This is a genomic window from Litoreibacter sp. GN1-5, assembly GCF_055693805.1.
This window is the reverse complement of sequence record NZ_JBVFUP010000001.1, coordinates 661,770-681,861: the sequence shown is the minus strand read 5'-3', so window position 1 is coordinate 681,861 and position 20,092 is coordinate 661,770. Positions and strand designations below refer to the sequence as shown.

General features: G+C 54.5%; 21 protein-coding genes and 1 tRNA gene. 13 read left to right on the top strand and 9 right to left on the bottom strand.

Features of this window, described 5'->3' with window-relative positions:
• On the bottom strand, window positions 1–1,320 hold the full coding sequence (locus ACZ1HF_RS03440) for an ATP-binding protein (RefSeq protein WP_472656187.1): 1,320 nt from the start codon (window positions 1,318–1,320) through the stop codon (window positions 1–3).
• Between the two features lie 41 nt (window positions 1,321–1,361).
• Between ACZ1HF_RS03440 and ACZ1HF_RS03435 the strand changes: the two genes are divergently transcribed.
• From ACZ1HF_RS03435 to ppk2, 4 genes are all read left to right on the top strand, one after another.
• Window positions 1,362–2,273 carry an MBL fold metallo-hydrolase gene (locus ACZ1HF_RS03435; protein WP_472656186.1) on the top strand — a complete coding sequence of 304 codons (912 nt, stop codon included), beginning with the start codon at window positions 1,362–1,364 and terminating at the stop codon, window positions 2,271–2,273.
• 59 nt (window positions 2,274–2,332) lie between these two features.
• A tRNA-Asn gene (locus tag ACZ1HF_RS03430) sits at window positions 2,333–2,407 on the top strand.
• Between the two features lie 242 nt (window positions 2,408–2,649).
• On the top strand, window positions 2,650–3,294 hold the full coding sequence (locus ACZ1HF_RS03425) for a hypothetical protein (RefSeq protein ID WP_472656185.1): 645 nt from the start codon (window positions 2,650–2,652) through the stop codon (window positions 3,292–3,294).
• Window positions 3,295–3,627: 333 nt separating this feature from the next.
• On the top strand, window positions 3,628–4,518 hold the full coding sequence (ppk2, locus tag ACZ1HF_RS03420) for a polyphosphate kinase 2 (RefSeq protein WP_472656184.1): 891 nt from the start codon (window positions 3,628–3,630) through the stop codon (window positions 4,516–4,518).
• On the opposite strand, the gene aroB is transcribed toward ppk2, so the two are convergent.
• Entirely contained in the window at window positions 4,515–5,642 is a 1,128-nt protein-coding gene (aroB, locus tag ACZ1HF_RS03415; RefSeq protein WP_472656183.1) for a 3-dehydroquinate synthase, read from the bottom strand. The two genes, ppk2 and aroB, sit on opposite strands and share 4 nt — an antisense overlap.
• Entirely contained in the window at window positions 5,639–6,196 is a 558-nt protein-coding gene (locus ACZ1HF_RS03410; RefSeq protein WP_472656182.1) for a shikimate kinase, read from the bottom strand. Before ACZ1HF_RS03410 ends, aroB begins: the two co-directional genes overlap by 4 nt.
• Before the next feature lie 114 nt (window positions 6,197–6,310).
• Here ACZ1HF_RS03410 and ACZ1HF_RS03405 point away from each other — a divergent pair, with 114 nt between their 5' ends.
• From ACZ1HF_RS03405 to ACZ1HF_RS03390, 4 genes are all read left to right on the top strand, one after another.
• Window positions 6,311–6,445, top strand: a complete 135-nt coding sequence (locus ACZ1HF_RS03405; protein WP_472656181.1) for a hypothetical protein — start codon at window positions 6,311–6,313, stop codon at window positions 6,443–6,445.
• Window positions 6,435–7,757 (top strand): hypothetical protein, encoded by a 1,323-nt coding sequence (locus ACZ1HF_RS03400; RefSeq protein ID WP_472656180.1) that lies wholly within the window; start codon window positions 6,435–6,437, stop codon window positions 7,755–7,757. Before ACZ1HF_RS03405 ends, ACZ1HF_RS03400 begins: the two co-directional genes overlap by 11 nt.
• Before the next feature lie 62 nt (window positions 7,758–7,819).
• A complete protein-coding gene (locus ACZ1HF_RS03395; protein ID WP_472656179.1) occupies window positions 7,820–7,981 on the top strand; it encodes a hypothetical protein in 162 nt (53 codons plus the stop codon).
• Entirely contained in the window at window positions 7,978–8,922 is a 945-nt protein-coding gene (locus ACZ1HF_RS03390; protein WP_472656178.1) for a site-specific tyrosine recombinase XerD, read from the top strand. Before ACZ1HF_RS03395 ends, ACZ1HF_RS03390 begins: the two co-directional genes overlap by 4 nt.
• Here the strand turns inward: ACZ1HF_RS03390 and ACZ1HF_RS03385 are convergent.
• Both ACZ1HF_RS03385 and ACZ1HF_RS03380 read right to left on the bottom strand, forming a co-directional pair.
• The gene (locus tag ACZ1HF_RS03385) at window positions 8,919–9,653 is read right to left on the bottom strand and encodes a class I SAM-dependent methyltransferase (protein WP_472656177.1); all 735 of its coding nucleotides are present in this window, start codon (window positions 9,651–9,653) and stop codon (window positions 8,919–8,921) included. The two genes, ACZ1HF_RS03390 and ACZ1HF_RS03385, sit on opposite strands and share 4 nt — an antisense overlap.
• 74 nt (window positions 9,654–9,727) lie before the next feature.
• A complete protein-coding gene (locus ACZ1HF_RS03380) occupies window positions 9,728–10,546 on the bottom strand; it encodes a metallophosphoesterase family protein (protein ID WP_472656176.1) in 819 nt (272 codons plus the stop codon).
• A 78-nt stretch (window positions 10,547–10,624) separates the two neighbouring features.
• On the opposite strand from ACZ1HF_RS03380, the gene ACZ1HF_RS03375 reads away from it, so the two are divergent.
• The gene (locus ACZ1HF_RS03375) at window positions 10,625–11,932 is read left to right on the top strand and encodes an HlyC/CorC family transporter (RefSeq protein ID WP_472656175.1); all 1,308 of its coding nucleotides are present in this window, start codon (window positions 10,625–10,627) and stop codon (window positions 11,930–11,932) included.
• Window positions 11,929–12,867 carry a nucleoside hydrolase gene (locus ACZ1HF_RS03370; protein WP_472656174.1) on the top strand — a complete coding sequence of 313 codons (939 nt, stop codon included), beginning with the start codon at window positions 11,929–11,931 and terminating at the stop codon, window positions 12,865–12,867. The genes ACZ1HF_RS03375 and ACZ1HF_RS03370 overlap by 4 nt, the downstream gene beginning before the upstream one ends.
• A 58-nt stretch (window positions 12,868–12,925) precedes the next feature.
• Here the strand turns inward: ACZ1HF_RS03370 and ACZ1HF_RS03365 are convergent, their stop codons facing one another.
• Complete coding sequence (locus tag ACZ1HF_RS03365) at window positions 12,926–13,210, bottom strand: hypothetical protein (RefSeq protein WP_472655955.1); 285 nt, start codon at window positions 13,208–13,210, stop codon at window positions 12,926–12,928.
• 309 nt (window positions 13,211–13,519) lie between these two features.
• Here ACZ1HF_RS03365 and ACZ1HF_RS03360 point away from each other — a divergent pair, with 309 nt between their 5' ends.
• Window positions 13,520–14,947 (top strand): protein adenylyltransferase SelO, encoded by a 1,428-nt coding sequence (locus ACZ1HF_RS03360; protein ID WP_472656173.1) that lies wholly within the window; start codon window positions 13,520–13,522, stop codon window positions 14,945–14,947.
• Here ACZ1HF_RS03360 and ACZ1HF_RS03355 read toward each other — a convergent pair.
• Window positions 14,944–15,834, bottom strand: a complete 891-nt coding sequence (locus ACZ1HF_RS03355) for a DMT family transporter (protein WP_472656172.1) — start codon at window positions 15,832–15,834, stop codon at window positions 14,944–14,946. The two genes, ACZ1HF_RS03360 and ACZ1HF_RS03355, sit on opposite strands and share 4 nt — an antisense overlap.
• A gap of 150 nt (window positions 15,835–15,984) precedes the next feature.
• Here ACZ1HF_RS03355 and ACZ1HF_RS03350 point away from each other — a divergent pair, with 150 nt between their 5' ends.
• Window positions 15,985–17,232 carry a cation:proton antiporter gene (locus ACZ1HF_RS03350; RefSeq protein ID WP_472656171.1) on the top strand — a complete coding sequence of 416 codons (1,248 nt, stop codon included), beginning with the start codon at window positions 15,985–15,987 and terminating at the stop codon, window positions 17,230–17,232.
• Between the two features lie 22 nt (window positions 17,233–17,254).
• Here the strand turns inward: ACZ1HF_RS03350 and ACZ1HF_RS03345 are convergent, their stop codons facing one another.
• The gene (locus ACZ1HF_RS03345) at window positions 17,255–17,617 is read right to left on the bottom strand and encodes a Lin0512 family protein (protein ID WP_472656170.1); all 363 of its coding nucleotides are present in this window, start codon (window positions 17,615–17,617) and stop codon (window positions 17,255–17,257) included.
• Window positions 17,614–17,964, bottom strand: coding sequence for a Lin0512 family protein (locus ACZ1HF_RS03340; RefSeq protein WP_472656169.1), 351 nt, complete (start codon window positions 17,962–17,964; stop codon window positions 17,614–17,616). The genes ACZ1HF_RS03345 and ACZ1HF_RS03340 overlap by 4 nt, the downstream gene beginning before the upstream one ends.
• 298 nt (window positions 17,965–18,262) lie before the next feature.
• Between ACZ1HF_RS03340 and ACZ1HF_RS03335 the strand changes: the two genes are divergently transcribed.
• Entirely contained in the window at window positions 18,263–20,020 is a 1,758-nt protein-coding gene (locus ACZ1HF_RS03335) for an acetolactate synthase 3 large subunit (protein WP_472656168.1), read from the top strand.
• Window positions 20,021–20,092 lie beyond the last annotated feature (72 nt).

The following is a 20,092-nucleotide window of genomic DNA, read 5'->3' as shown; positions in this document are numbered from 1 at the left end:
TTATCGTGGCAGAACAATTTCTGCGCTGAGACCGCCAAGATCAGCGCTGTCGCCCAGGCGCAGAAGACCACCATGTGATCGTGCGACATCTGCGGCAATTGCCAGACCCAGACCAACCCCACTGCCTTCGTTCTGGTTGCGTGCGGCATCAAGGCGGGCAAAAGGTTTCAATGCTTCTTCACGCTGTGAAGGCGGTATTCCTGGGCCATCATCCTCAATACTGATCCGGATGGCTGTGTCCAAAACATGCACCGAGACCCGCGCCCGTGTTCCGTGGCGTATCGCATTGTTGATCAGGTTTTCCAAAGCACGCTGAATGGCAAGACTGCGCAGCTTTGCGGCTACTTTTCTATCAGGCATGTCACCAACCTCAACCGCTTTTCCGCTCCGTTGGGCGTTTGCAATTGCATCACGTATGATGATCATCAGATCACACTTATCCAGTTCCTCAATTGCATCCGCACGCGCGAAATCAAGAAACGCTGTGATCAAACGCTCCATCTCATCAACGTCATCCATCAGCGCCTGTGTCTCAGGCGTGTCTTGCTGCATGGACAGCCCCAACTTGAGCCGGGTCAAAGGCGTGCGTAAATCATGACTGACGCCTGACAGCATCAAGGTGCGCTGTTCGATTTGTCGTTCAATCCGGGCGCGCATATGCAAAAACGCATTTCCGGCCGAGCGCACCTCGACCGCCCCAGACGGGTCATAAGGTTCCACCTGACCTTTGCCAAAAGCCTCAGCTGCATGAGCCAGACGCCGGATCGGGCGCAATTGGTTGCGCAGAAAAAGATAGGCAATCATGGTCATCAAGATACCTGTCGCCACCATCAGAACCAGCAATTGATGTGGATTTGTAGCCGCCACGCGCCGCCGTGGAAAAGCAACTTCCAAAATACCATGACGTGTTTCCAACGCTAACCTGACAGATTTGCGATTTTCAACCAGATCGACCCCAAGCAGCACGTCCAGGCGGGACCGCAACGTGCTCTGGATGACCCGTCCGGACAAATCCAGAAATTGGCTGCGGTCACTGGCAATGCGTCCTTCCAGCACCGCCTGCATATCAAGCGCCGTTGCCAGCCGTTGCAAATCTTCAGCCGCCACCTGTTTGTTTGGGGAATCATCAACCGTCATCAGCAATAGTTCAATCTCGGACACAATATTTTGCGTCATTTGCTCTGTCACATCTTCATAGAGCCGCTGAATAAAGCCAAAAGACACCACAAGCTGGATTGTCACGATCGGCACCAGCAAAATCAGCGCGGCCCGCCCATAGAGGCTGCGCGGCAGGTAGCGTTTGATCGAAAACCGTGTCATGGAGGAAACCGTATGCGTTGGATGTGCAAAGGAAAAGGGTGATGGAGGAGAACACTACATTCGCTCCACTTGCCGGCAAAGCAGTATCACTTGCCTCCGGTTTGCGCCGCATAGTGGCACCGAATCCATCGCCCATGACATTTCGCGGCACGAACACCTATCTTCTGGGCACGCGCGATATCGCAGTGATTGACCCCGGACCGCCGGATGAGACGCATCTGACTGCAATCCTTGACGCGCTGACACAGGAACAACGGATCAGCCATATATTCGTCACTCACAGCCATATCGATCACTCGCCTTTGGCGATGGTCTTGGCACAGTTCACAAACACGCGTGTGTATGGGTTTGGGTCGTCAAAGTCCGGCCGGTCACACATCATGGCAAGTCTGGAAGGTTTAGGCGGCGGCGAAGGTATTGATGAAAGCTTTCTGCCAGATATCGCTTTGAAAGACGGCGACGTGATTGAGGGAAACGACTGGAGCCTTCAGGCCCATCATACGCCGGGTCATATGGGCAATCACCTGTGTTTCGGCTGGGCAGAGGGACACGCGCTGTTTTCTGGGGACCACGTGATGGATTGGGCCACGTCAATGGTCTCGCCACCCGATGGAGATCTGACTGATTTCATGGCCTCTTTGGAAAAATTGATCCCATTAGATGCCTATGAGACCTACTTTCCTGGTCACGGTGGCCCCGTGATGGACCCTGCCCGACGTGTTCAGAACCTTCTGACCCACCGTCGCAGCCGCGAAACGCAGATTATCGAGGCACTGAGCAAAGCCGCCGCAACCCCAGCGGATCTGACTGCGCAGATTTACACAGATGTTAACCCAAAACTTCTGCCCGCCGCAGAGCGTAATGTGCTGGCCCATCTGATTGATCTGACACAAAGAAACCTCGCCGAACCAGAAGGCCCATTGTCAGCCAACGCCGTTTTCAAATTGATCTGACATTCCCGCAGAAATCCTCTTTACGCCTGAATACGCGCTTGCTATATGCAGCAGACCGTTCCGGCGTAGCTCAGCGGTAGAGCAGTTGACTGTTAATCAATTGGTCGTAGGTTCGATCCCTACCGCCGGAGCCAATACTCTTTGATTTCATTGGAAAAATTGGCAAGCCATAAAATCTACTAACAACCTACTCTTGCTTTGGTGGTGGTTGTTCGGGGCTTTGCGGCCCGCCGAACGCTCACGAATACGTGACCGCGTGTCGCGCCCCTAACCGGCAAACGCGAAGTTGCGCAGGTGGAGTTCGTTCCGAAACCGCTTCCCAAATGCGCCCGCAAAATGCTTAAATCGCTTTGGCTGGCAATGTGAGAGACGTTCAATGTTTGGGTTCCTTAGAAAGAAGAAAGCAGAGAACCCGTTACGGGCAATACTGAACAGCGGAGACGCCGACTATGCGAACTTCGTCAAGGAACTATTCGACGGGCTTGACAACGCCACCAAAGCGCATGTGCTGGTGGCATACCAGAACCTTATTCCTATTGTCGGTGCGATGCACAACGTCGCAAAACAGCAAGGTTCGGCCTTTTCGATAGATGACTTCATTATTGAGTGCGCTGAAAATCAGGCTACCGCAAAAGACGAAGTAAACACACGTCGTTATGCGTGGTTCATGTGGGCAGCGTTAGTCTATCGACTAGTCACAATGTCTAGCAGAGACATTGGATTGGGAGACACGCTTGCAGAGATTTGGTGCGATGTTGCAAGATGCGCGCCGTTCCTAAAGGCGCTACTTCCCGATAACGTCGTCTGGAAAACTGAAGAAAAGGTTTGGTTTGAATATGTGATCCATGATCCGAAGCCGGAAATGGTCGCATGGGCGATCAACCACGGTGGCCCGAAAGCAATCTGGAAAGCGCCTGCCATCAAGAAGCTGGCGGAAGAATACGGGCTCCTATATTTTGATGGTGCCGAAACAATGGGGCCGGTTTCCTATATACCGCCCAGCCCTGCGCCCGAGCAATGAAGCTAGCCTTGTTTAGACCCGTCAAGTAAAAACGCCCCGGTTGCGTCGGTGCACGCAAACTGGGGCTAGTGGTCCCATGGCACGTAGGGATGCTTTTTCAGGGGTGCTTGCACAGGCGAGTGACTTCCGCCTGGTCAGGCGATGAGGTTGCTCAAAGCGGCGATGCCAATACTGCCACAGACTTCACCAACCATTCCAGAAATGCGGCAAAACATCTTTCACAAAACCCCCAAAACCTAATAACAATCTGAACCATTCTGCAGATTTGATCCATACCATGGAAGCCTCAGGTCAAACCGCCATATATGCGCGACCATCAGAAGGGGAGCTATCATGCCGGTCTTAGCGAAGAAGAAGAACCCATCCGCGCAGGACAAACCGACAGACACGATCGCAGGTTTTGAACAGGGGGACTACCCCTACCCGACCAAGCTTGCTCGATCCGTATATGAGGAAGAGAAGGCTGCCCTGCAGGCCGAATTGCTCAAGGTTCAGCTATGGGCGCAAGAGACCGGACAGAAATTTGTGATGCTGTTTGAAGGGCGGGACGCTGCAGATAAAGGCGGCACGATCAAGCGGTTTACCGAACATCTGAACCCGCGAACGGCGCGGGTCGTTGCGCTGAACAAACCAACCGAAGAAGAACGCGGTCAGTGGTTTTTTCAGCGTTACGTCAAACACTTGCCAACATCCGGCGAAATCGTTCTTTATGACCGATCCTGGTATAATCGCGCTGGTGTCGAACGGGTCATGGGGTTCTGTGAACCACACGAATATCTGGAATATATGCGACAAACACCAGAATTTGAGCGCATGCTCACCCGCAGCGGGATCCAGTTGTTCAAATACTGGTTCTCGGTGACGCAGGAAGAACAGAAAAGGCGTTTCAAATCGCGCGAAACAGACCCTTTGAAACGGTGGAAGCTGTCCCCGATTGACCGGGCAAGTCTGGACAAATGGGATGATTATACCGAAGCAAAAGAAGCAATGTTTTTCTATACGGACACCGCAGATGCACCGTGGACCGTCATCCGCTCAAACGACAAGAAACGCGCGCGGCTGAATTGTATGCGCCACTTCCTGTCATCGCTTGACTACCCGGATAAAGACGAAAGCGTCGTGCAAACCCCCGATCCCAAGATCGTGCGCCATGCCAGCCATGTGATCCACGAGGCGGATCACATCCTGGCAAGCTCGCTGCATCCCAAATCCCGGAGGTCTTAGACCGGATCAACACCGCGTCTGAGCAAGGCGTCCGTGAGCACATCTTTCACGACGGCCCCCTCCACCTTATCCGTCACGAAAGCTTCCCCGATGGCGCGGGCCATGATGAAGGTCAGACGACCATCAACCACCTTCTTGTCCTGCCCCATCAGATCGATCAACCCATCGGCATCGGGTAAATTGCCCTCGATATCCGCAAGGTCGGTTTTCATACCCATAGTCTTCAGATGCTCACGCACCCGGCTGGGGCTTTCCTGAGAACACAACCCCAAACGGGCCGAGACCTCAAAGGCCAGCGCACAGCCAATTGCAACGCCTTCCCCATGGAGAAGGCGGTCAGAATAACCGGTCGCAGCCTCTAGTGCGTGGCAGAATGTGTGTCCCAGATTAAGGAGCGCCCGATCGCCCTGTTCCGTTTCGTCCCGCGCAACGATATCGGCCTTCATCTGGCAGGACCGGCGCACCGCCTCGACCCGTTTGGGCACGTCGCCTGCAGCAAGCGCAGGGCCGTTGCGTTCCAGCCACTCGAAAAACTCTGCATCCCCCAGCAGGCCGTATTTAACGACTTCACCATAGCCCGCCAGAAAATCACGCGGGGTCAGCGTGCCAAGTACACCCACATCGGCCAGCACCAGAGATGGCTGGTGAAACGCCCCGATCAGGTTTTTGCCCTGAGGCGCGTTGATCCCGGTTTTGCCACCGACAGAGCTGTCCACTTGCGCCAAAAGCGAGGTCGGTATTTGCACAAACCTGACCCCGCGTCGTAGCACGGCAGCCGCAAAGCCTGCTAAATCGCCGATCACACCGCCGCCAAAGGCTACGACAATATCGCGTCGTTCGATCTTTTGATCCAATAGCCACTCAACGGCGCGGGTAAAATGCGGCCAGCTTTTAGTACCTTCCCCGGGCGGCAAAGCTAGCGACACCATATCGATCCCGGTATCCGCCAACCCTGCCCGCAAGCTATCAAGATGCAATTCTGCGACCGTTTCATCCGTCAGCACAGCCACTCGTGGCCGCGCCAGAAGTGGCGCAATCTCAGCCCCGGCGCGGGCCACAAGCCCTTCGCCAATGCGGATGTCATAGGCGCGATCGCCCAGCTCAACACGCAAAGTTTCAATCATGCCACCTGCTCCACAATACTGCCCTGATCCAAAAGCGCACGCAACACGACCTGCGCCATCTCTTTGATCGAATACTCAGGCCGGGCCTCTACCGCCAATGTGGCGTTTTTGTAAACGGGCTCACGTTCTGCGCAGAGTGTTTTGAGCGTCTCGAACGGGTTATCTGTTAATAGCAAAGGGCGCGTGGTTTTATGGCTGACCCTGCTCCAGAGAAGCTGTAAATCGGCTTTCAGCCAGACCGAAACGGCCTTCTCGGAAATCATAGCTCGGTTAGGCTCGGCCAGAAATGCGCCGCCGCCAGTGGACAGAACACATGGCTTGCCGTCCAAAAGGCGGGAAATGACCTCGGCCTCACGCCTGCGAAAAAAGGCCTCACCGTCCCGTTCGAAAATTTCGGCGATTGACATGCAGGCCGCTTTTTCAAGCGCCTCATCGGAATCCAGAAACTCCACGTCAAGAAGCCGCGCCAACGCACACCCCACGGCGGTTTTACCTGCCCCCATCATGCCAACCATGACTACGGGTTTGTTTAATTTGTAACGCTCGGTGGGCATTGTGTTGCTCAATCTGCTATTTCACTGTCTCAATGGCGTGCTCTTGTGTAGAATGCCATATAAGAATATTAAAAAAGGCGCAAAGCGCCAATGACAGAACGAGGCAGAGGCAGAATGTGGCGGCTTTTCAAAGCTTTGATTTTCCTTATCCTGGTGGGTATCATCGGGATTATTGGCTATGCCTATATCGGCGATCTGACGCCCAACAGGGTAGAAGTGAACCAACCGGTCGATCTGGATGCGAATTAATCTCTTAATCTGCACAGTTTGCCTGAGCTTGGGGGGCTTGCCAGTTATAGCGCAAGAGTCTGAGCCTGCAGGAAAACCACTTTCAGCCATTGATTGGTTGTCTGATGTGGTCAGCCAACCGGCGGTCATTACACCGACTCAACCCGATACAACGACGAAATCGGCCTTGCCCGAGACCGTGACAACCACCGCTTTGGGGGACATCAACACCAATGCTGTAGGACTTTTGCCGCGTAGGGTTACAGGGCTGCCAGCTGATTTCTGGGGCAACTCCAGCAGCGCCACATTGCAAAAACTGATTGCCCGCCAACGCACGGACCTGCCAGCACCTTTGGCGAATTTTCTAATAATGCTTCTTCTGGCAGAACTCGACTCTCCGGCTGGAAGCAAGAATGATGCCGGGCTATTTCTGGCGCGTGTAGACAAGTTTTTGGATATGGGGGCATTGGATCAGGCACGCGCCCTGATGGAACGTGCTGGCCCTAACAGACCACATCTGTTCCGTCGCTGGTTTGATGTAAGCCTTCTGACGGATCATGAAGAACAAGCTTGCCGCGTGATGCAAGCCAATCCGGACATTGCCCCAACCTATCCGGCCCGAATTTTCTGCCTGGCCCGTGGTGGGGATTGGCCCGCTGCCGCCCTGACACTCAACAGCGCCCGCATTCTGGGCGTGGTAAGCCAAGAGGAAGAGGCGCTGCTGGCCCGATTCCTTGATCCAGACCTGTTTGAGGGTGAACCGCCCCTGGCACCCCCGACCCGCCTGTCCCCCCTCGCCTTTCGTATGCATGAAGCCATTGGGGAGCCATTGGCCCTGTCCACCCTGCCCAACGCCTTTGCCTATGCGGCCCTTGGTAAGACAGAAGGATGGAAAGCGCGCATCGAGGCGGCTGAACGTCTGACCCGAACCGGGGCCATTCCTGCCAACCAGTTGATTGCCATCTATGAAGAACGAAGCCCTGCCGCCTCAGGCGGGGTCTGGGACAGGGTCGAGGCAGTGCAAGCCTTTGATGATGCTTTACTAACCCGCGCACCCGACGCGATTGCGCGACATATGCCGGTTGCCATAAACGCCATGCGCCGCGCGGGCTTAGAGGCAGCATTTGCGGACATATATGGCGAGAAGCTTGCTCTTGTCCCACTAACAGGACGCGCCGCAAAGGACGCTCTACGCCTCGCGCTGCTGTCTGACGCCTATGAAGCCGTCGCGAACTCTCGCACATTACCAGAAGGTATTCCCCCCTATGGATTGCGGTTGCAAAAGGCGACGTCGTCGGGCATCGCAGCAACAACTCGATCGAATCTGCAATAATTACCGCTTTCACAACGGATAAAACGCCGGACACATTCGCCCCTTTGCTGGCCGACAGGCGCTTGGGCGAAGCTGCTCTTGAAGCTCTGATACTTATGGAGGACGGCCCTCGGGCTGATCCAGCGGCACTTGAACAGGGCCTGACCCTGTTGCGAAAACTGGGACTTGAAAACGTCGCGCGCAGGACAGCGCTTCATATCCTTCTGACCCGTGCTGACGGATGACACTGCCCCGCGCCATGGCCCGCTGGATTGACACGTTCCTGGACGCGCAAGCCGCTGAGCTGGATGCAGCAGAAAACACAAGGCTTGCCTACGGGCGGGACCTTATCGATTTCGCCGAATTTCTGGCTGATACGGGCAAGACTTTCGAGACCGCACTGCCCAGCGATGTCGAAGCCTACCTGATCAAATGTGATGCAGCCGGTATGGCGCAATCCACCCGTGCCCGTCGCCTTTCTGCGATCAAACAGCTCTATCGTTTTGCTTATGAGGAAGGCCTGCGTGAAGACAACCCTGCTATTCAGATTAAAGGGCCAGGACGGCAAAAGACGCTTCCAAAAACGCTCAGCGTCGACGAAGTCGACTGCCTGCTTGGGGCAGCGCAGACTGGTGCGCGCAGCCGTGATGACAGGCTGCGCAATACCTGCCTGATGGAGCTGCTTTATGCCACTGGTATGCGCGTCAGTGAGCTTGTCTCGCTGCCGGTATCTGCAACCCGTGGCGATCCGCGTATGTTACTGGTCAAAGGTAAGGGCGGAAAGGAACGCATGGTGCCTTTGGCCCCATCGGCACGAAGTGCGTTGGCCACCTGGATCGTCACACGTGACAAGATCGACAAAGCTGCGCAGGATAAGGGGGCCGCACTTTCCAAATTTCTGTTTCCCTCTCGCGGAAAGCTGGGCCACCTGACCCGGCATCGCTTTTATATGTTGATTAAGGAACTGGCGGTCGCAGGCGGCGTCTCACCTGATAAGGTCACGCCCCACACTTTGCGCCACGCTTTTGCCACCCATCTACTGGCAAATGGTGCTGATCTACGGTCGATCCAGACACTTCTGGGGCACGCCGATATCTCGACCACAGAAATCTATACGCATGTCTTGGACGAACGCCTCAAAGAATTGGTGTTGGAACATCACCCGCTGGTAAAGAATGTAAATTAGCACCGTCGAAGTGTCACAATAATCTCTGGTGATACGTTCGTAAGTGGCGACAAGTCCCAGTCTCCATAGGTTTTTTCAATGCACAACCCCGCCCGCCCGGCGAGCCTGTCAATCTTGGCCAAAGTGCAGAATCGCAGCGTGCTTCTGGAGCGTAACGTCTTAGCCGCAAGCAGATAGCTTGTTTCGAATGTGACAAGATCCTCTTTGACCGCGATCAAAGTATGAAACATCTCAAATGCCTCACCAGTCACAGACGTAGCTGAGATGCGGGATGTGTCTGGCTGCCAGCGCATCCAGGGACGCGCCTGCGGGTTGCGGGTTTCAAACACAAACCGACCGTTTGGTTTCAAGACAGCTGCGACAGTACGAAATGCCCGAAGAATATCCGCGTCACTTAAAAGACACTGAAATGCATGGCCTGTCATATAGGCAAAATCGAATGACTTGTCACAGCGAAACTGTTCGACATCAATACAATGCCAATCTACTATCTGCCCATTCGGGCGGCGGCGCGCCATTGCAAGCATCGGTTCTGCCGGGTCGATCCCGACGACCCGATGGCCTTTTGTAGCAAACGCGACCGCTTGCAGACCCGTACCACATCCGACATCAAGAATGTCCGTAGCATCTGCAGATGCCTGCGCCAGGTAGAACTCATTCTCTGGCCCCCAAGGGTTCAGCACATCATAAAGCGGTACAAGCCAAGGTTCCGTGTAAGGCGCGTCAGCCATGATGCCGTTTGAACCTGCATTTAATGAAAGAAGAGTTACCCCTAAACCTTCCCTATCCCCTGACACGTACCAGCCTAAACCCGACGTCTTAGTTCCTGCGGCAGGATTTCTTCGCTGGGCCAGCGGCCAGAATTCAGGCTTGCGTCATAGCCCTGTGTCAGACCAGCCGCTTGCATGGACGAGGCTGCGCTATAGAACGCATAGGGCAGCCGCTCGAACTTCACGCCGCCGTCGAATAATATGGCAAAGCGCGTATCCGGGTGTCCGTCATTTGGCGGCATCCCGATAACACCTGCATTGATCCAGTGATGCGTTCCAATGCGCTTTTCAAATGGAAGCCCGCAATGCCCTGCAATGACCCCGTCTATCGGGCCTAGCTCGGCCTCTATAGCGGCGATTTCTTCCTCAAACGCACTATCGGGCGAAACAGGCCACAGATAGCGAGAGATATCGCTGAGCCCGCCGTGGATGACTGCATATCGTTTGCCGTTATGGGTAAAGACTGCCATATCTGACATCTCTTCCATAACGTCGCGCCAGTCTTCCATCCGCGCTGCAGCATAGGGAAACCACGTCTTTGACGCCATGTCGCAGACAGACCCGTCCTGAAAACCGCAGCCGCAATTATCTGCATCCGCCGCCAGCTGTTTTTCGCAATTCCCCGCAACGACGATGCCACAATCAAAAAGCACCCTGTCAAATGTTACCTGCGGATCCGCACAATAAGCTACAATATCGCCCGTACAGACACGGTTGGCCTGCGGGATGCCACGCTCCTCCGCGATTTCAAGCAGGGCCTGTAACGCCTCAAGGTTGGAATACGGTCCCCCAAATAACAAAACGTCCCCATGTAATTCACCGTGATCTTCAATTCTGTAATCAATACCGCTCAAATACTGTCTCCCCTTGAATGGCGGACCTGCACGCCCCATAACCCATGGATAATGCAAAAAATATGGATCGCAAGCGCTATGGACGACCCCACACCGATTTTGGATGCAGCGTTCTGGATTACCGCAGCCTCGATTATAGGGCTGTTGGTGCTTTCGGCGTTCTTCTCCGGCTCTGAGACGGCTTTGACCGCCGCATCACGCGGAAAACTGCGCGCGCAGGCGGATAAAGGCTCTCCGGGTGCGGCCCGCGCCCTGAGGATTACCGAGGATAATGAGCGATTGATCGGCTCGGTTTTGCTGGGCAATAACCTTGTGAATATTCTTGCGGCCTCTCTTGCGACTGCGCTTTTCACCCGTGCTTTCGGCGAAAGCGGGGTCGCCTTGGCAACACTTGTGATGACCATTTTGGTGCTGATCTTTGCCGAAGTGCTGCCAAAGACTTATGCCATCACCAATGCCGAAACCGCAGCCGCACGTGTATCGCGCATTATTGCTGGTGTTATTTTAGTCTTTGCCCCAATCGTGACAGCCGTGCGGGCGCTGGTGCGTCAGCTTCTCAAGGTCTTCGGCGTTGAGACTGATCCGGATACACATATCCTGTCCGTGCATGAAGAAATCGCGGGCGCGCTGGCGCTGGGCCATCAGGAAGGTGTGGTCGAAAAAGAACAACGCGACCGCCTTTTGGGCGCGCTGGATCTGGACACGCGGGATGTAGAAGAAATTATGCTGCACCGCTCGGAAATTCAGATGATTAACGCCGATGATCCGCCCGAGAAAATATTGTCCGAGTGCCTGGCCTCGCCGCATACGCGCCTGCCCGTATACAAGAGTGAGCCGGAAAATATCGTCGGCGTTGTCCATGCAAAGGATCTGTTGCGCGCGGTCGACAAGCTGGTACGTGGCCCCGATGGCGATGTGAATGATTTGGGTAAGTTCGACGTCATGGGCGTTGCGATGAAGCCTTACTTTGTGCCAGACACAACATCTCTGGATGAGCAAATGCGCCAGTTTCTGAAATTGCGCACTCACTTTGGGCTGGTGATTGATGAATACGGCGCCTTGCGCGGCCTGATCACCCTTGAGGATATTCTTGAAGAAATCGTTGGTGAGATTACCGACGAATTCGACGTTCATGATGAACAGCTGATTGAGCGGACAACCGACGGGCATTTCCTGATCGACGGCAGCGCCACGATCCGCGATGTCAATCGGCTGGCCGATTGGTCCTTACCTGATGAAGAAGCCAATACTCTTGCTGGTCTGGTGATCCATGAGGCACAGATGATCCCTGAGATCGGTCAAGTGTTTTCGTTCCACGGATTCCGGTTTGAAGTCATGGCAAAGGATCAAAACCGTCTGACCAAGCTGAAAGTCCGCCCTTTATGAGCGCGCGCAAGATTATTATCGACACCGATCCCGGCCAAGACGACGCTGTCGCGATCCTGCTGGCCCTGGCCTCACCCGAGTTAGAGGTTTTGGGTATCACAGCCGTGGCGGGCAATGTCCCCCTGCCCCTGACACAGAAAAATGCCCGTATCGTGTGCGAACTGGCAGGCAGACCGGATATGCGCGTTTTCGCGGGCTGCGACACACCGCTGAAACGCAAGCTGGTCACGGCGGAGCATGTGCATGGCAAAACCGGGCTTGATGGCTCGGTGCTGCCCGACCCTGTTATGGGCTTGCAGGATCAGCATGGTGTGGATTTTATCATTGAAACCCTGCGCGCTCAGGCGTCCGAAACCGTCACGCTCTGCCCGCTTGGTCCCTTGACCAACATCGCCACAGCTTTTGAGCGCGCCCCTGATATCATTGGCCGCGTGCAGGAAATCGTTCTGATGGGCGGTGCCTATTTCGAGGTGGGTAACATTACCCCGGCTGCGGAATTCAACATTTATGTGGACCCGGACGCGGCGAAAATCGTTTTTGGGTCAGGCATTCCCATTACGGTCATGCCTCTGGATGTCACCCATAAAGCCCTGACCACACAAGCACGGGTCGATGCGTTCCGTGCCATGGGTAGCGAAGTCGGGCGCATGGTCGCCGAGTGGACCGACTTCTTTGAGCGTTTCGATAAAGAGAAATACGGCTCTGCCGGCGCGCCGTTGCATGACCCCTGTGTTATCGCCCATTTGCTGGACCCAGGGCTGTTCTCAGGTCGGCACGTCAATGTAGAAATTGAGACTATGTCAGACCTGACCCTAGGTATGACCGTCGCGGATTGGTGGCGCGTTTCAGGTCGCGCACCAAATACCATGTTTATGGGGGATGTGAATGCAGATGGGTTCTTTAACCTTCTGACAGAAAGGCTTGCACGCCTTTGAACAGCAAAAAGGCCACCCTTTTCAGGATGGCCTTTTTTTCGCGCTTGGGGGAAGAGGATTAGCGCGCGATCCGCTCAGCTGCGGAGTCGTTGCTGAGGGCGAAGAACGCTTTGGCGGCGGATGTGTCGCCGCGTGTTGCCACGTTGTCCTGAACGATGCGCTCAGCGGCTGAATCGTTGCTCAAAGCAAATTCTGCTTTGGCAGCGGCTGTGTCACCGACACTGGTTTCCTGCACGACGCGCTCGGCGGCAGAGTCGTTTGTCAGGGCGAAGAAAGCCTGATCCGCGAAAGCAGGAGCTGAGAGAGACAGGGCGAGGACGGTTGTTGCGATAAGGGTTTTCATTTTGTGTACTCCGGTTTTGTGTGTCTAAGTGTGTTGGGCTGTTTGCCCGTTTGATGAGATGAATATGACGGGTGCGGGTCGTCATCTCAATGCACTAAAGCCATAAAATATACCAAAATAGGTGCGTATGCGCACACACAGAGTTCACCTCGGACCAGACCGTCACGGCCCCGTGAGAAACCGATCACATCGCGTGAGAACGGGTGAAATATGACCCAGACAGACTGAAAGCGTCAAAGAAAATCCTTCCCACGCTGGCCACTCACCTGCGCAATGCCTACATATCGCTCAAACAACCTCAAGGTTCTGATGTCCACGCCCGTCTTTGAAAACCACTACGCTACTCTGCCCGCGCAGTTTTACACCCGGCTAAACCCGATCCCGGTCGCCTCACCTGCTTTGATCAAGGTGAATGACGCACTGGCGCAACAAATGGGTTTGTCGTCAGACTGGTTACGATCCGACGATGGGGTGGCAATGCTCGCGGGCAATCACGTACCAGAAGGTGCGGCACCCCTGGCGCAAGTTTATGCAGGCCATCAATTTGGCGGCTGGTCGCCACGACTGGGCGACGGGCGCGCAAACCTTCTGGGCGAGGTACGCGGCCCGGATGGTCAGCTTTGGGATATCCAGCTCAAAGGCTCAGGCCCCACACCTTACAGCCGTATGGGCGATGGGCGCGCGTGGCTTGGCCCTGTTCTGCGCGAATATATTGTCAGTGAAGCGATGCATGCTTTGGGTGTGCCAACCACGCGGGCGCTGGCGGCCGTCGGCACAGGCGAAACCGTGCTGCGCGAAGCCCCTTTTCCCGGTGCAATCCTGACACGCGTGGCCCCAAGCCATATTCGGGTTGGAACATTCCAGTATTTTGCCGCGCAGCAAGACCATGATGCGCTTGAGGCGCTTCTGAATTTCGCGATTGCCCGCCACTATCCCGAACTTGACCAAAATGATGCGCTCGGGTTTCTAAGCGCCGTGACCGCCGCACAAGCCAAACTGGTCGCGCAGTGGATGGGGCTTGGCTTTATCCACGGCGTCATGAACACCGACAACACCCATATTGGCGGGATCACGATAGATTACGGTCCCTGCGCTTTCATGGACGCCTATCATTCGGCAATGGTGTTCTCGTCCATCGACCAGTTCGGACGCTATGCCTATCAGGCGCAGCCGGAAATTCTGGTCTGGAATCTTGCGCAACTGGCCTCAAGCCTATTGCCCCAGATCGATCCTGATACGCACACGGCTGTGAAAGCAGCGCAAGAGGTGCTGCAAGGCTTCGGCACAGCTTACACAGACGCTTGGAAACGTGTGTTCTTTGCCAAGATCGGCCTGCATGATGGCAGAACTGAGGATGTCGCTCTGGTCCAAGACTTGCTGTTGCGGATGGCGGAAAATCAGGCAGACTTCACACTAACCTTCCGCGCAATGGCGACCGGTGGGCCAGCGCGGGATCAATTCGTGGACCCAACGCGCTTTGATGATTGGGCCAAAGACTGGCATGCTCGTCTTGATGGTGATGTACAAACCCTCATGCAAACCGCTAACCCGGCCTTCATCCCGCGCAATCACCGCATTGAAGAAGCCATCCAAGCCGCTGTCCAAGGTGATTTCGCGCCATTTGAACGGTTGATCCATGTGTTGGAAACCCCTTACACAGACCAACCTGATCACAGTGACCTGCAAACTGCCCCGACCAAGCAGCAGATTGTCCGACAGACGTTTTGCGGCACTTAGCGTGCGGGGGCTCGGTTGATCAACACGATCCCAAGGGCCACTAGAAGCAGAGAGCCAAAGATAGACGGCACCAGTGCTTCATCCAACAATAACCACCCCAGAAACACGCCGAAGACTGGCGACAGAAAGGAAAAACTGGCAACGCTGGCTGCCGGATATATTGACAGCAGCCACAACCATAAAATGAAGCCAAAGGATACGATCACCACGATCTGGAAAATCAGGCCTGCGTAATGAATGGCCTGTGGATCGCGCAGGAACGGGCCAAAGAACAGCGCTGCCAATAGCAGGATCGGCGCAGAGATCAGCACCTGATAGAAGAGCTGCACCTCAGCCCGCACCGCTTTCAGCTTTGTCGCCTTGGCACAAAGCGCAATCCCGGCCCAGCCGAATGCCGCCGCCAGCGCATAGAGATCGCCCTGTAAAGAAGCTTCGCCTTCGGCACCAGTACGGTCCAGAATGGCCCAGCTGACACCCGCAAAGGCTAAAAGAAGTCCAACAGATTTTACAGCCGTCAGGCGTTCACCGGGGATCAGAAAATGCGCGGCCAGACCTAACCAAACTGGCATCGAATAGAAAATGACAGACGTGCGTGTGACCGTCGTGAGATCAAGCGCCATAAACAGGCATATGAACTCGACTGAAAACACAACACCAATCAGCAGCGCTGCCGGGATCGTGTCAATGGGAATACGCAAGGGCAGCCCCCGAATGCGCATCCAGATCAAAATACAAATAACAGCCCCTGCCGAGCGGATACCTGCGAAGAAGACCGGCTGGAAACCCTCATTTGTGACCTTGATCACCACTTGATTGAACGCCAGCAACAAAGAGAACGCGATCAGTGATGCAGCACCGAAAGCGTCAATAGTGTCTTTTTGCTGCATGCGTCTGCCCCCTTGTTACACGCAGACATCATGGAGCAGCACGACAGTGTCAAATGGAAACAGTCCCTATCCTTTCCAGGCCAGTTTCCACAAATGCTGTAAACCGGGGTTAAATCGGCTAAACTGCTGAAAAATATTTGAGGGACACATATGAATCTGCTGCAAATCGCGTCGCTGCTTCTCGTTATGGCAGCGGCGTTTGGAACGATAAATTATCTGTTTCTCAAACTACCCTCCTCAATCGGCATCCTGATCGTGGCATTGCTTGCCTCGCTTGGGGTGATGGCAACGGATTTGATCTGGCCCAGCCTTGAGATGGCAGATCAGGTGCGCAGCATTGTCACAGGCATCGATTTTTCAGAAGCCTTGCTTGAAGGTATGTTGGGGCTGCTTTTGTTTGCCGGTGCGCTTCATGTAAAGCTGAGCGATTTGCGCGACCAATGGCGATTAGTTGTGCTGATGGCTACGATCGGGGTCGGATTGTCCACAGCAATTGCAGGTGTCGGGTTCAGCTATATCACAGGTATGCCGCTGCTGGTGGCACTGGTCTTCGGCGCGCTCATTTCCCCCACGGACCCTGTGGCTGTGCTGGGCGTTCTGCGCGAGGCAAACCTGAAGAAAAGTATGGAAACCAAGATCGCCGGCGAAAGCCTGTTTAATGATGGCGTGGGATATGTGGTGTTCCTGGTGCTGGTCGGGCTCGCCTTTCCGGGGGATGATCACCATGCGTCAGGTGTCGCCGACGCCGCAAAGCTGTTTTTTCAAGAGGCCGTTGGCGGTGCCGCTTTAGGTGTTGGGCTTGGCTGGATGACCTTCCGCATTATGCGGCTGATCAATGACTATTCGCTTGAGGTTCTGATCACGCTGGCGCTGGCCTTTGGTGGCTATTCTCTGGCTGTCTGGTTGCATGTCTCAGCGCCTATCATGGCTGTCTGTGCCGGGCTTCTTATTGGTGACGTTGGTGCGAAATACGGGATGAGTTCCGTGACCCGTCAATATGTGGACGGCTTCTGGAAGCTGATTGACGAAATACTGAATGCTGTTCTGTTCCTAATGATTGGCTTTGAAGTCTTCGCCGTAGCCTTTTCGATGGAAGCTTTCACAGCAGGCCTTATGGCTATTGTTTTGGCCCTGACCGCCCGACTTGCTGCCGTGGCTATCCCAGTATTGCTGTTGAAACCCTTCCGCGAATTTTCGGATGGTGTGATCCCGATTATGACATGGGGTGGTCTGAAAGGCGGTATCTCTGTCGCCTTGGCACTCTCCCTGCCCGAAAATGAGTGGAAATCTGTGATCCTGACAGCGACTTATATGGTCGTGATCTTCTCAATCATCGTGCAAGGCTTAACCGTTGCCCCCTTGGCGAAGCGACTGGGAAGAGAACCGGAACTGATGTGAGATCGTCAGAATCCGGGTCAGCTTAAGGCCCTGAAAGTTTCCACTCATCAGCATTGATTGGCACGAATGCCTCGATGGCGGCTGTTGCGATGACATGTGTTGTGCCGTTGTCAGGGTCTACCACATTCAGCCCACCTATCACGCCCGTTACCTCTGCATTGCCCCTTGGCAGCTCTGCCGTCAATGCGGCTATGTCCAGTTTATCAGGCTCCTGCACTGCGATCGTGACCTGAACCTGCATGTCGGAATGCTCAATGCCAAGCGATTTGAAAAACACGAGCGAGGAATGATGCAAGGCATCCTGTATCGCCCGCTTGGCGGCTTTGGTGTAGTTCAGACCATAAAGATCATTGCCAGTCCCGATTTCCAGAATGATCCGTTTCATGTCGCAGGCTCCATATCGAAGGATACAATGACAGCGGCATTGGCAATGACAGTCAGCCCGTCACCACCGGGTTTCGGCACATCCAACCCGCCTTTGGTCACAGAAATCGAAGGTTTGCCGTAAGGAAAAACTTCCAGCAGGCGTGTAATTTCCACGGCTTCCGGCTCTTGAACACCAATCTCCACATCGATGATCATTGCTGACTTCGGGAACCCGAAGGCTTCCGCTATAGTCAGCGAATTATGCCATAAAGCATCCTTGATCGCACGTATTGCGGCTTCGGTATAATCACGCCGCCGCAGCGATGTTCCTATGCCAAATTCATGCACCATTCGTGTCTTGGCCATATCAACCCCTGCCCTAATTTTTCAATAAGTTGCGTGCTAATCGAATTTTCGAAATAAAAATACCAAAAAAACTACCTTTGAGACAGATTATTCAAGGTTTTGCCTGTTGACGCTTCCAATTCCCGCTCATAAAGTCAAAAAACTTATGAAGGAGCTTTGGGCATGTCTGTCCTAGTGGTGATTGTGGAGAATGGGTGCATGGGTTGGTAGACGACAACCATATTGGTAAACATGCGCCCCCGCTTAAAACCGGGGGCTTTTTTGTGAGCAAAGCGAAAGACGTAAACGGAGAGATACGATGACACGTCAGATGACCGGTGCAGAAATGGTGGTTCAGGCCTTGATAGATCAGGGCGTGGATACAGTCTTTGGCTATCCCGGTGGCGCTGTCCTACCGATTTACGACGAGATTTTTCAACAAACCAAGATCCGCCATATCCTTGTCCGCCACGAACAGGGCGCAACCCACGCAGCTGAAGGTTATGCACGCTCTACCGGTAAGCCGGGTGTTGTTCTGGTGACATCTGGCCCCGGTGCCACAAATGCTGTGACGGGCATGACAGATGCGTTGATGGACAGCATCCCGATGATCGTGCTGACCGGTCAGGTTCCGACATTCATGATCGGCAATGACGCCTTTCAGGAGGCCGACACCGTCGGCATCACCCGCCCCTGCACCAAGCATAACTGGCTGGTCAAGGACACCGATCAACTCGCGGATGTTATCCATCAAGGCTTTCACGTTGCAACCCACGGTCGCCCCGGCCCTGTTCTGATCGATATTCCAAAAGACGTGCAATTTGCCAAGGGCAGCTACACGGCCCCAAAAGATGCGGCGACCAAGCATTATGCGCCAAAGGTCAAAGGCGACATCGAGGCGATTACCGCGCTGGCAGAAATGATGGAAACGGCCAGCCGCCCGATCCTCTATACCGGCGGCGGCGTTATAAATTCCGGCGACAAGGCCACCGCCCTGCTGCGGGAACTTGCGACCGAGACAGGCTTTCCCGTCACCTCTACCCTGATGGGCTTGGGTGCCTACCCTGCCTCTGGTGAAAACTGGCTGGGTATGCTGGGCATGCACGGGCTTTATGAAGCCAACATGGCGATGCATGGGTGCGATCTGATGATAAATATCGGTGCGCGCTTTGATGACCGGATCACCGGCCGCGTTGATGCGTTCAGCCCCGGATCAAAAAAGGCCCATATCGATATTGATCCAAGCTCGATCAACAAAGTGATCCATGTGGATATCCCCATCATTGGCGACATTACCAATGTTCTGGAGGACTTGCTGCGCATATGGAAATCCCATGGTGGCAAAACCGCTAAAGAGGGTGTGTCTAAATGGTGGAAGCAGATTGAACAATGGCGCGAAACCCGTTGTTTAAATTATAAAAATTCCGAAAAGACTATTAAGCCGCAATATGCCCTGCAACGTCTTGAAGCACTGACCAAGCATCGCAAGGATCGATATATCACAACCGAGGTCGGCCAGCATCAAATGTGGGCTGCGCAGTATCTGGGCTTTGACGATCCGAACCGATGGATGACATCAGGCGGGCTTGGCACGATGGGCTACGGCTTGCCCGCCTCGATCGGCGTGCAGGTTGCCCACCCGGATGCTTTGGTAATCAATGTTGCCGGTGAAGCATCCTGGCTGATGAACATGCAGGAAATGGGCACGGCACGGCAGTATGATTTACCCGTGAAACAGTTCATCCTGAACAATGAACGGCTGGGCATGGTGCGCCAATGGCAGGAATTGCTGCATGGCAACCGGTATTCCCATTCATGGTCCGAAGCCCTGCCCGACTTTGTTGTGTTGGCGCAAGCCTTTGGTGCCAAAGGCATAATCTGCTCAGACCCGTCTGATCTGGATGATGCGATCATGGAAATGCTGAACCATGACGGCCCCGTGGTCTTCGACTGCCTCGTCGAGAAACACGAAAACTGCTACCCGATGATCCCGTCAGGTGCGCCGCATAACGAGATGCTGATGGGCGACGCCGGGGTGAAAGATGCGATTGGTGAAAAAGGCGGGGTTTTGGTGTGACCTCAGATGCTAAAGCAACGAGACTTGGTTGGGATCCACGCTATGGAACCCGACCAAAGGATCTATATGTTG

What these genes read in the sequence shown, in the direction of transcription:
- ACZ1HF_RS03440 (WP_472656187.1), bottom strand. Translation starts at nt 1,320, where the DNA reads ATGACACGGTTTTCGATCAAACGCTACCTGCCGCGCAGCCTCTATGGG.
- ACZ1HF_RS03435 (WP_472656186.1), top strand. Translation starts at nt 1,362, where the DNA reads ATGGAGGAGAACACTACATTCGCTCCACTTGCCGGCAAAGCAGTATCA.
- ACZ1HF_RS03425 (WP_472656185.1), top strand. Translation starts at nt 2,650, where the DNA reads ATGTTTGGGTTCCTTAGAAAGAAGAAAGCAGAGAACCCGTTACGGGCA.
- ppk2 (WP_472656184.1), top strand. Translation starts at nt 3,628, where the DNA reads ATGCCGGTCTTAGCGAAGAAGAAGAACCCATCCGCGCAGGACAAACCG.
- aroB (WP_472656183.1), bottom strand. Translation starts at nt 5,642, where the DNA reads ATGATTGAAACTTTGCGTGTTGAGCTGGGCGATCGCGCCTATGACATC.
- ACZ1HF_RS03410 (WP_472656182.1), bottom strand. Translation starts at nt 6,196, where the DNA reads ATGCCCACCGAGCGTTACAAATTAAACAAACCCGTAGTCATGGTTGGC.
- ACZ1HF_RS03405 (WP_472656181.1), top strand. Translation starts at nt 6,311, where the DNA reads ATGTGGCGGCTTTTCAAAGCTTTGATTTTCCTTATCCTGGTGGGTATC.
- ACZ1HF_RS03400 (WP_472656180.1), top strand. Translation starts at nt 6,435, where the DNA reads ATGCGAATTAATCTCTTAATCTGCACAGTTTGCCTGAGCTTGGGGGGC.
- ACZ1HF_RS03390 (WP_472656178.1), top strand. Translation starts at nt 7,978, where the DNA reads ATGACACTGCCCCGCGCCATGGCCCGCTGGATTGACACGTTCCTGGAC.
- ACZ1HF_RS03385 (WP_472656177.1), bottom strand. Translation starts at nt 9,653, where the DNA reads ATGGCTGACGCGCCTTACACGGAACCTTGGCTTGTACCGCTTTATGAT.
- ACZ1HF_RS03375 (WP_472656175.1), top strand. Translation starts at nt 10,625, where the DNA reads ATGGACGACCCCACACCGATTTTGGATGCAGCGTTCTGGATTACCGCA.
- ACZ1HF_RS03370 (WP_472656174.1), top strand. Translation starts at nt 11,929, where the DNA reads ATGAGCGCGCGCAAGATTATTATCGACACCGATCCCGGCCAAGACGAC.
- ACZ1HF_RS03365 (WP_472655955.1), bottom strand. Translation starts at nt 13,210, where the DNA reads ATGAAAACCCTTATCGCAACAACCGTCCTCGCCCTGTCTCTCTCAGCT.
- ACZ1HF_RS03360 (WP_472656173.1), top strand. Translation starts at nt 13,520, where the DNA reads ATGTCCACGCCCGTCTTTGAAAACCACTACGCTACTCTGCCCGCGCAG.
- ACZ1HF_RS03355 (WP_472656172.1), bottom strand. Translation starts at nt 15,834, where the DNA reads ATGCAGCAAAAAGACACTATTGACGCTTTCGGTGCTGCATCACTGATC.
- ACZ1HF_RS03350 (WP_472656171.1), top strand. Translation starts at nt 15,985, where the DNA reads ATGAATCTGCTGCAAATCGCGTCGCTGCTTCTCGTTATGGCAGCGGCG.
- ACZ1HF_RS03345 (WP_472656170.1), bottom strand. Translation starts at nt 17,617, where the DNA reads ATGAAACGGATCATTCTGGAAATCGGGACTGGCAATGATCTTTATGGT.
- ACZ1HF_RS03340 (WP_472656169.1), bottom strand. Translation starts at nt 17,964, where the DNA reads ATGGCCAAGACACGAATGGTGCATGAATTTGGCATAGGAACATCGCTG.
- ACZ1HF_RS03335 (WP_472656168.1), top strand. Translation starts at nt 18,263, where the DNA reads ATGACACGTCAGATGACCGGTGCAGAAATGGTGGTTCAGGCCTTGATA.